The sequence below is a fragment of the Streptomyces sp. 8L genome (assembly GCF_020176795.1).
Lineage (GTDB): Bacteria > Actinomycetota > Actinomycetes > Streptomycetales > Streptomycetaceae > Streptomyces.
On sequence record NZ_JAIUKE010000467.1, the window covers coordinates 1 to 9,378 of the forward strand.

Sequence of the window (9,378 nt, forward strand, 5' to 3'; positions counted from 1 at the left end):
CGCGGCCCGAGCGCCCCGCGGGCAAGCACGCGCGGCAGTCCGCGGCGCCCGTACCCGGGACGGAGCCGGTCCCGCCGGGCGGCATCACGCAGCCGCCCGTGCCGGCCCGGCCCGCCGTACGGTCCAGGCCCGCGGCCACCGGGCCCGCGGCTCCCGCGGCGGGGACCGGTGCGCTCGCGTACCCGGAGGGCGTGGCGCCCGCGCCGGTGCCGCCCCCCGGGCGCCCGCCCGCCGCGGACGCGGCCACGTACCCGCAGGAGACGCCGCCCGCGGCACAGCCCGCCGGACCCCCGGCGTCCGCTCCCATGCCGGATGCCCGGGCGACCGCCCACCCGCCGAAGACTCCGCCGCGCCCCGCGACGGGGGCCGCGCCGCTTCCGCCGTTCTCCGATGCCGAGCAGACGCTCATATCGCCGCCGCTGGGCAGCACGGGCGCGCCCGCGGCCCCGAGGCCGCCCCGGCCACCGCAGAGCGCGCAGAGCCACCAGAACCCGGTGCCCGTGCCGTCTCCGCTCGATCAGGAGGCCGTTCAGCCCGATCAGGAGACCGTCGCGCTGCGGACCGCCGACGTGCGCCGTGCCGTCGGTGCCGACGAGCCCGCCGGGGGCCGCGCCGAGCGCCGCAAGGCCGCCAAGGCGGGCGCGCGCGGACGCAAGCGGCCCCAGGCCGCCGCCGAGGCGGCCCCGCGCCCGCCGGGCCGCCCCCTCACGCGCATCGAGGCGCGGCAGGCCGCGCGCGCCCTCAAGGACAGCCCGGGGGTCGTGGTCAGCCGGGCCGTGGGCGAGCTGTTCATCACGTTCGGCGTGCTGATGCTGCTGTTCGTCACGTACTCGCTGTGGTGGACCAACGTCCGGGCGGACAACTACCGGAGCAACGAGGCCAGCAAGATGCAGAACGCCTGGAAGAGCCAGAAGGGGCCGGCCGCGGGGGCGTTCGAGCCGGGGCAGGGGTTCGCGATCATCCACATCCCGAAGCTGGACGTGGTGGCTCCGATCGCGCAGGGCGTCAGCACGGAGAAGGTCCTCGACCACGGCGAGGTCGGCCACTACTCCGAGGGCGCCCTCAAGACGGCCATGCCCGAGGACAAGACGGGCAACTTCGCGCTCGCGGGTCACCGCAACACCCATGGCGAACCCTTCCGCTACATCAACCGGCTGGTGCCGGGGGACAAGGTCGTCGTCGAGACACAGGACGAGTACTACACGTACGAGATGACGCGGACACTGCCGCAGACCACCGCCGCCAACGTCGGCGTGATCTCGCCGATCCCGCAGGGGTCCGGGTTCACCAAGCCGGGCCGGTACATCACGCTCACCACGTGCACACCGGAGTTCACGAGCACCTACCGGCTCATCGTCTGGGGCAAGATGGTCAGTGAACAGCCGCGCAACCAGGGGCTTCCGGCGGCCCTCCAGCACCACTGAGGCACCACTGAAGCACTACTGAGGCACCACCGAAGCACCACTGACGGGCCGCGGCACGCGGACGCGAGGCGAGACCGAGACACCGACAACTGGAACGGGGCGAACTGGGGTGGCATCCACGACCGGGCGCGACGCTGAGGCGCCGCAGCCGCTCCCCGAGAAGCAGCCGCCCGCCGAGAAGGCGAGGCGCGGCCCGGTCGCCTCCGTGTTCTCCGCCGTCGGGGAACTGATGATCACCGTGGGGCTGTTGCTCGGCCTCTTCGTCGTCTACTCGCTGTGGTGGACGAACGTGACCGCCGACAAAGAGGCCCACCGGCAGGCCCAGCAGGTGCGCAGGCACTGGGCGCAGACCCCGCCGGCCGGGGACGACGGCAAGGCGCCGCCGCTGGACACGAAGAGCGGCATCGGCTTCCTGCACGTGCCGTCGATGAAGAACGGCGAGCTGCTCATCAAGAAGGGCACCGCGGTCAGCGTCCTCAACCAGGGCGTGGCCGGCTACTACACGTCCCCCGTCAAGTCGGCCCTGCCGTGGGACAAGACGGGCAATGTCACGCTCGCGGCGCACCGCGACGGCCACGGCGCGAAGTTCCACAACATCGACAAGGTCAAGGTCGGCGACCCGGTCGTCGTCGAGACCCGGGACACCTGGTACGTGTACAAGGTCTACAAGATCCTTCCGCAGACGTCGAAGTACGACGTCAACTCGATCCAGCAGATCCCGAAGGAGTCCGGCAGGACGAAGCCGGGCCGCTATCTGACGCTGACGACCTGCACGCCGGTCTACACCTCGGACTACCGCTACATCGTCTGGTCCCAGCTGGTGCGCACCCAGAAGGTCGACAGCCACCGCACCCCGCCGCCCGAGCTGCGCTGAACCCGCCCCGGACGCCCCGGAGAGGGGCCGCGTTCGGCGGCCTTCCGGCCGCTTTCCTGCTGCTGTCCGGCGGCTTTCCGTCTGCTGTCCGGGTTGTCCTGCTGCTGTTCGGGTTGTTCGGGTCTCCCATGCGACCGGGTGCGCCGCGGGCGGTGCGGCGGCGGCTCAGTGATGGCCGCCGAAGAAGCCGCCCAGGTTGCTGTTCTGGTCGTTGTTGCCGCCGCCCGACGGCGGGCCGACCGTGGTGATGGTGACGTTGCTGCCCTGCGCGACCTGGGTGCCCGCCCCGGGGTCGATGGACGCGACGTACGAGTTGTCCGGGTCGTTCGGCGAGCCGTCCGCGACCACCGGGTTGAGGCCCGCGCCCTTGATGGCGTTCATCGCGTCGCTCAGCTTCGTACCGGGTGTGACGGTCGGGACCGCGACCTGCTGCTGCGGGCCCTTCGAGACCTGGAGCTTCACATGGCTGTTCGCGGCGGCCTTCACGTTGGCCTGGGGGCTCTGCGAGATGACCGTGTTCGCGGGCTGGTCGTTGTCGACCTGCTGGACGTCGACCACGAAGCCCTTCGCCTCCAGCTGCTGCTGGGCCTGCTGGAGCTGCTGGCCGGTCACGGGCGGGACGACGACCTGGGCCGTCTTCGCGACCTTCAGGGTGATCGTGGCGCCCTTCTGGGCCTGCGAGCCGCCCGCCGGGTTCTGGTCGATGACGGTGCCCTCGTCCTCCTGGGACTCGACCATCTTGACGTCGACCTTGAAGCCCTTGCTCTGGAGGTCCTGCGTCGCGGTGTCCTGGTCCGAGCCCTTCTCGTCCGGCACGTCGATCTTCGCGGCGCCCGACGAGACGACGACGCTGATCGTGTCGCCCGTGTTCATCTTGCCGCTCGCCGGGGACTGGCTGCAGATGGAGCCCTTGGGCTGGGGGCAGTGGCCGGTGCCCGACTGGGAGATCTTGACGCCCGCGTTGGTCGCGGACGTCTTCGCCTCGGACAGCGTCTCGCCGACGAGCGTGGGCACGGTGATCGAATCGGAGCCCGAGCTGTTGCCGGTGAAGAGGGTCTTGCCGATGAGGATCGCGCCGACCAGCACGCAGATCACCGCGATCACGATCAGGATCGTGCCGGTGTTGGACTTCTTCTGCTGGCGCCGCCGCCCGCCGCCCGAGCGGTCGTCGTAGCCGCCGTAGCCGCCGTCGTCGGGGTTCATCGGCGGGAGCATCGACGTCTGCCCGCCCGGGTCCTGCGCGCGCATGGCCGTCGTGGGCTGGTCCTGCGGGCCGTAGCCGCCGCCGTAGCCGACCGCGCCGAGCGCGGCCGTCGCGGCGACGGGCTGGCCGTCGAGGCACGCCTCGATGTCCGCGCGCATCTCGTCGGCGGACTGGTAGCGGTAGTCGGGGTCCTTCATCAGCGCCTTCAGGACGATCGCGTCCATGTCGGGCGTGATCTCCGGGTCGAAGACGCTGGGCGGCTGCGGTTCCTCCCGTACGTGCTGGTACGCGACCGCCACCGGGGAGTCGCCCACGAACGGCGGGCGCACCGTGAGCAGCTCGTACAGCAGGCAGCCGGTGGAGTACAGGTCGGAGCGGGCGTCGACGGTCTCGCCCTTGGCCTGCTCGGGGGAGAGGTACTGCGCGGTGCCGATCACGGCCGCGGTCTGCGTCATCGTCATGCCCGCGTCGCCCATGGCGCGCGCGATGCCGAAGTCCATGACCTTGACCTGGCCGGTGCGCGTCAGCATGACGTTCGCCGGCTTGATGTCGCGGTGGACGATCTGGCTGCGGTGCGAGTACTCCAGGGCCTGGAGGATGCCGATCGTCATCTCCAGCGTGCGCTCCGGCAGCAGCTTGCGGCCCGAGTGCAGCAGCTCACGCAGGGTGGAGCCGTCGACGTACTCCATGACGATGTACGGGATGGAGACACCGTCGACGTAGTCCTCGCCGGTGTCGTAGACCGCGACGATCGCCGGGTGGTTGAGCGAGGCGGCGGACTGGGCCTCCCGGCGGAACCGGGCCTGGAAGGACGGGTCGCGTGCGAGATCCGCGCGAAGCGTCTTCACGGCGACGGTCCGGCCGAGCCTGGTGTCATGCGCGAGGTAGACCTCCGCCATGCCACCACGGCCGAGCACCGAGCCCAGCTCGTACCGGCCGCCGAGGCGACGCGGCTCATCCATGTCTGTTCCGGCCCTCTCCGTCAGTACCGACCGCACCTGTGTGTGGTCCGGCGGTGTGCTGTCCGCGCAAAGGCTACCGGGCCCGTCGCGCCCGGTTCGCCGGGGCGGACGAGCTGATACACGACCGGTACGGAGGGGGTCACGCCCCCGGGTATCCGGGCGCACGGCTGCGAGCGCGCCGCGTGGGCCGCTCCGCGCGGCTCACTTGTCACTGTTGATCACGGCCTTCATCATGTCCTTCGCGATCGGCGCCGCGAGGCCGCCGCCGGAGATGTCGTCGCTGCTGGCGGCGCCGTCCTCGACGACCACGGCCACCGCCACGGGCGAGCTGTTGCCGACCTTCGCGTAGGAGACGAACCAGGCGTACGGCAGGCCGCTGTTGTTCTCGCCGTGCTGGGCCGTACCCGTCTTGCCGCCCACCGTCGCCCCGCTTATCTTCGCGTTCGCGCCGGTGCCCTCCGGGTCGTTGACGACGGACTCCATCATCGACTGGAGCTTCTGCGCGTTCCCCGCGCTGAGCGGCTGGCTCATCTCCTGGGGCTGCGTCTTGTCGATCACGTCCAGATTGGGCGCGCGCAGCTCGTCCACCATGTACGGCTTCATCAGCTTGCCGTCGTTGGCGATCGCGGAGGCGACCATGGCCATCTGGAGCGGCGTGGCGCGGGTGTCGAACTGGCCGATGGAGGACAGCGCGGTCTGCGACTGGTTGATGTCGGTCGGGAACTCGGAGGCGTCGGTACGTACCGGGATGAACTGCTGCTCGTTGAAGCCGAACTTCTTCGCCTCGTCCAGCATCTTGTCCTTGCCGACCTGGACGCCCATGTGGCCGAAGACGCTGTTGCAGGAGACCGCGAGGGCGACCCGCGGGGTGGCGTTCTTGCAGGGCAGGTTGCCCTCGTTGTTCAGCGGCCTTGTGGTGCCCGGCATGATGTACGGCAGCGGCGAGTCGGTCTTCGCGTCGGGGTCGCTGATGATCCCGTTCTGGAGCGCGGCGGCCGCGGTGACCAGCTTGAACGTGGAGCCCGGCGGATACGTCTGGCGCAGCGCCCGGTTCAGCGTGGGCTGGTCCTTGTTGGTCGTCGGCTGTACGGCGAGCCACGCCTTCTGGTCGCTGGAGCTGCCGCCCGCGAAGCTGGACGGGTCGTAGCTCGGCGTGGAGGCGAGGGCGAGGATCTTGCCGGTCGACGGGTCGATCGCGACGGCCGCGCCCTTCTTGCCCTTGAGACCGTTGTACGCGGCCTTCTGCGCGTCCGCGTTCAGGGTGGTGACGACGTCGCCGCCCTTCTGGTCCTTGCCGGTGAACATGGACACCGTGCGGTCGAAGAACAGCCGCGAGTCGGTGCCGCTCAGGATGCCGTCGTCGATGCTCTCCAGCTGGGTGGAGCCGTAGGTCTGCGAGCCGTATCCGGTGACCGGCGCCCACATCGGGCCGTCGGTCCAGGTCTGCTTGTACTTGTAGTAGTTGCTGTCGGTCTTGGCCGCCCCGGTGATCGGCTTGCCGTCGACGATGATGTTGCCCGGCGGGTGGCTGTAGCGCTCGATGGTCGGCCGCTTGTTGTGGTCGTTGGTGTTGAGCGCGTCCGCCTGGACATAGCCGAGCCAGTTCTCGCGGACGAGCAGGGCGAGGACGAGGAGGCCGCAGAAGATCGCGATGCGGCGCAGTGGCTTGTTCACGGGCGGACCACCTGGGTCATTTCGGCGTCGGTTGAGGGTGCTGGGGCCGGAGCCGGACGGCGTGCGGTGTCGCTGATCCTGATCAGGATGCCGATGAGGGCCCAGTTCGCGAGGACCGACGAACCACCGTATGCCATGAACGGAAGCGTCATGCCGGTGAGCGGGATGAGACCCATCACGCCGCCGGCCACCACGAAGACCTGGATCGCGAAGCCGCTGCTGAGGCCGATCGCGAGGAGCTTGCCGAAGGGGTCGCGGGCCGCGAGGGCGGTCCTGATGCCGCGCTCCACGATCAGCCCGTACACGAGCAGGATCGCCATCGTGCCGGCGAGGCCGAGCTCCTCGCCGACGGTGGAGAGGATGAAGTCCGCGTTGGCGGCGAAGCCGATCAGGTCCGAATTGCCCTGGCCGAGCCCGGTGCCGAGGGTGCCGCCCGAGCCGAACGACATCAGGGCGTCGCCGATCTGCTGGCAGGCGCCGTTCGTCTTGTAGCAGGCGAACGGGTCCATCCAGGCGGTCACACGGGCCTTGACGTGGGGCTCGAAGGTGGCGACTCCGACCGCGCCCGCGGCCGACATCAGCAGGCCGAAGACGATCCAGCTGGTGCGTTCCGTCGCCACGTACAGCATGACGATGAAGAGGCCGAAGAACAGCAGCGAGGTACCGAGGTCGGTCTCGAAGACCAGGATCAGGATGGACAGCGCCCAGATCACCAGGATCGGGCCGAGGTCGCGCCCGCGCGGCAGGTACAGGCCGAGGACACGGCGGCTGGCGAGGGCCAGGGCGTCCCGCTTGACCATCAGGTAGCCGGCGAAGAAGACCGCGATGATGATCTTCGCGAACTCGCCGGGCTGGAGCGAGCCGAAGCCCGGGATGCGAATCCAGATGCGCGCGCCGAACTGGGCCGGGAAGAAGACCGGCGCGATCAGCAGGACCAGCGCCACGACCATGGACACGTACGTGTACCGCTGGAGGACGCGATGGTCCTTGAGGAAGAGCAGGACCGCGACGAACAGGGCGACGCCGATCGCCGAGTACAGCATCTGCTTGGGCGCCGACGGCGTGAACGACCCGTACGCGAGCTTGGCCAGGCTGATCAGCCGTGGCGACTGGTCGAGGCGCCAGATGAAGACGAGCCCGATGCCGTTGAGCAGCGTGGCGAGCGGCAGCAGCAGCGGGTCGGCGTATCTCGCGAACTTCCGCACCACGAGGTGGGCGACGCCCGCGAGCGCCGCGAGGCCGAGCGCGTAACCGAGCACTCCCGACGGGACCTTGCCGTCGAGCGCGAGCCCGACGTTGAGGTACGCGAACACGGCGACGACGACGGCGAAGACGAGCAGGAGGAGCTCGGTGTTGCGCCTGCTGGGCGCGTCGATCGCGCCGATGGTGGTGGTGTTGGAGATGCTCATGGTGGTGAAGAGGCCCCCTGTGGCCCGTTACTGCTGTTCGCAGTTCGAGACCAGCTTCTGCTCCTCCTCCGAGAGGGTGGGGCCCGGAGACGGAGGAGTGTGCGGCTGGCGGACGGTGGAGTGCAAGGCGGTCTGCTCGACGGCGGTGCCGGCGGAGCCTCCCGCGGTGGTGCCGGCGGAGCCTTCCGCGGCGGTCGGCGAGGCCGTGCCCGGTGACGCGGTGTTCGTCGGCTTACCGGACTTCCCGGTCGCCGGCGGCTTGCTCGTCTGCTCTTCCGAGCTGCGCTCGGCCTGCTTGCGCTCCTCGTTCTTCTTGCATGCGGAGGCCTGTGTACCCAACTCCTTGATCTTGCCCTGCGCGGTGCCGAGGCTGCCTTCCGTGATGGTGCCCTCGACCTGCTTGCGCTGGTAGTCGGGAAGGTACTTGAGTTCGATCTCGGGGTGGTCGGCGTGCACCTTCGACAGCTTGACCCATGCCAGGTCCTGGCTGATGCCCTGGTAGAGCGCCACGTGCTGCTCGCTCGCGCCCACGTAGTACTGGGTCTGCGTCCAGCGGTAGCCGCCGTAGAGGCCGCCCGCGACGACGATGACCACCAGCGCCGTGTACAGCGACGCCTTCAGCCAGGTGCGTTTCCCGCGCGGCTTCCCGCCGCCCTGACCGTAGTCGTCCCCGTACGCGCCGAAGCCGCCCTCGGGCGGCATGCCGGCGAGCCCGGCCTCGCCGCTGCCGGGCGGACCGAAGCCGCCGCCGGCCGACTGCTGCGGTACGGGCCTGCCGAGGCCCGCCGCGCGGCCCGCGGGGGTCTGCATCACATGGGGGTCGTGGCCGAGCTGCTGGTTCTCCGCGACGGCGCCCACGATGACGGGGGTGTCGCTGAGCCGGCTCGTGAGGGTGTCGCCCATGTCCTGGTCCAGGACGTCCGCGACGATGCAGGTGATGTTGTCGGGGCCGCCGCCGCGCAGGGCCAGCTCGATCAGCCGCTGGACGGTCTCCTGAGGGCCCTGGTAGTCGGCGAGCGCCTCTTCGATCGTCTGGTGCGAGACGACGGCGGAGAGGCCGTCGGAGCAGATCAAGTACCGGTCTCCGGCACGCACTTCGCGGATCGACAGGTCCGGCTCCACATGGTCGCCGCTGCCGAGCGCGCGCATCAGCAGCGACCGCTGCGGGTGCGTGGTGGCCTCTTCCTCGGTGATCCGGCCCTCGTCGACGAGCCGCTGCACCCAGGTGTGGTCCTGGGTGATCTGGGTGAGGACGCCGTCGCGCAGCAGGTACGCGCGGGAGTCCCCGACGTGTACGAGGCCGAGCCTGCGGCCCGTCCACAGCAGCGCCGTCAGCGTCGTGCCCATGCCTTCGAGCTGGGGGTCCTCCTCGACCATGACGCGCAGCTGCTCGTTGGCGCGCTCGACGGCGGCGCCGAGCGAAGTCAGGACGTCGGAGCCCGGCACGTCGTCGTCCAGTTGCACGAGCGTGGAGATGACCTCGGAGGACGCGACCTCGCCCGCCGCCTGGCCGCCCATGCCGTCGGCGATGGCGAGCAGCCGGGGACCCGCGTAGCCGGAGTCCTCGTTGCCCTCGCGGATCATGCCCTTGTGCGATCCGGCGGCGAAGCGCAGCGTGAGTGTCATGCGCGCGCCTCCGGTCGGGCCGCCCGCTGAATCCGGGGCCAGCCGGTCTGGAGCCACACTGCCCACCCTCCGGTCGGGAGCGCGTGCCGGTCCGCTGCTCGGACCGTGGCGGCTCGCTCGCTCCGCTCGATCATTGTCGTGACTACTTCCGCAGCTCGATGACGGTCTTGCCGATGCGGATCGGGGCACCCAGGGGGATCGGGGT

6 protein-coding genes and 1 pseudogene are annotated in these 9,378 nt (G+C 70.3%); 2 read left to right on the top strand and 5 right to left on the bottom strand.

Features of this window, described 5'->3' with window-relative positions; genetic code table 11:
• The first annotated feature begins 98 nt into the window (after nucleotides 1-98).
• Entirely contained in the window at nucleotides 99-1,424 is a 1,326-nt protein-coding gene (locus tag LCE31_RS31230) for a class E sortase (protein ID WP_225020349.1), read from the top strand.
• 109 nt (nucleotides 1,425-1,533) lie between these two features.
• A complete protein-coding gene (locus tag LCE31_RS31235) occupies nucleotides 1,534-2,298 on the top strand; it encodes a class E sortase (protein ID WP_225020338.1) in 765 nt (254 codons plus the stop codon).
• A 165-nt stretch (nucleotides 2,299-2,463) separates the two neighbouring features.
• Here LCE31_RS31235 and pknB read toward each other — a convergent pair whose 3' ends face one another.
• The 5 genes and pseudogenes from pknB to LCE31_RS31260 all read right to left on the bottom strand — a co-directional run.
• Entirely contained in the window at nucleotides 2,464-4,464 is a 2,001-nt protein-coding gene (pknB, locus tag LCE31_RS31240; RefSeq protein WP_225020341.1) for a Stk1 family PASTA domain-containing Ser/Thr kinase, read from the bottom strand.
• Between the two features lie 201 nt (nucleotides 4,465-4,665).
• Nucleotides 4,666-6,138, bottom strand: coding sequence for a peptidoglycan D,D-transpeptidase FtsI family protein (locus LCE31_RS31245; protein WP_225020343.1), 1,473 nt, complete (start codon nucleotides 6,136-6,138; stop codon nucleotides 4,666-4,668).
• A complete protein-coding gene (locus LCE31_RS31250; RefSeq protein WP_225020345.1) occupies nucleotides 6,135-7,547 on the bottom strand; it encodes an FtsW/RodA/SpoVE family cell cycle protein in 1,413 nt (470 codons plus the stop codon). The genes LCE31_RS31245 and LCE31_RS31250 overlap by 4 nt, the downstream gene beginning before the upstream one ends.
• Nucleotides 7,548-7,574: 27 nt before the next feature.
• On the bottom strand, nucleotides 7,575-9,173 hold the full coding sequence (locus LCE31_RS31255; RefSeq protein ID WP_225020347.1) for a Stp1/IreP family PP2C-type Ser/Thr phosphatase: 1,599 nt from the start codon (nucleotides 9,171-9,173) through the stop codon (nucleotides 7,575-7,577).
• Between the two features lie 142 nt (nucleotides 9,174-9,315).
• Nucleotides 9,316-9,378 (bottom strand): annotated as a pseudogene (locus LCE31_RS31260) (FHA domain-containing protein); the annotation flags it as partial.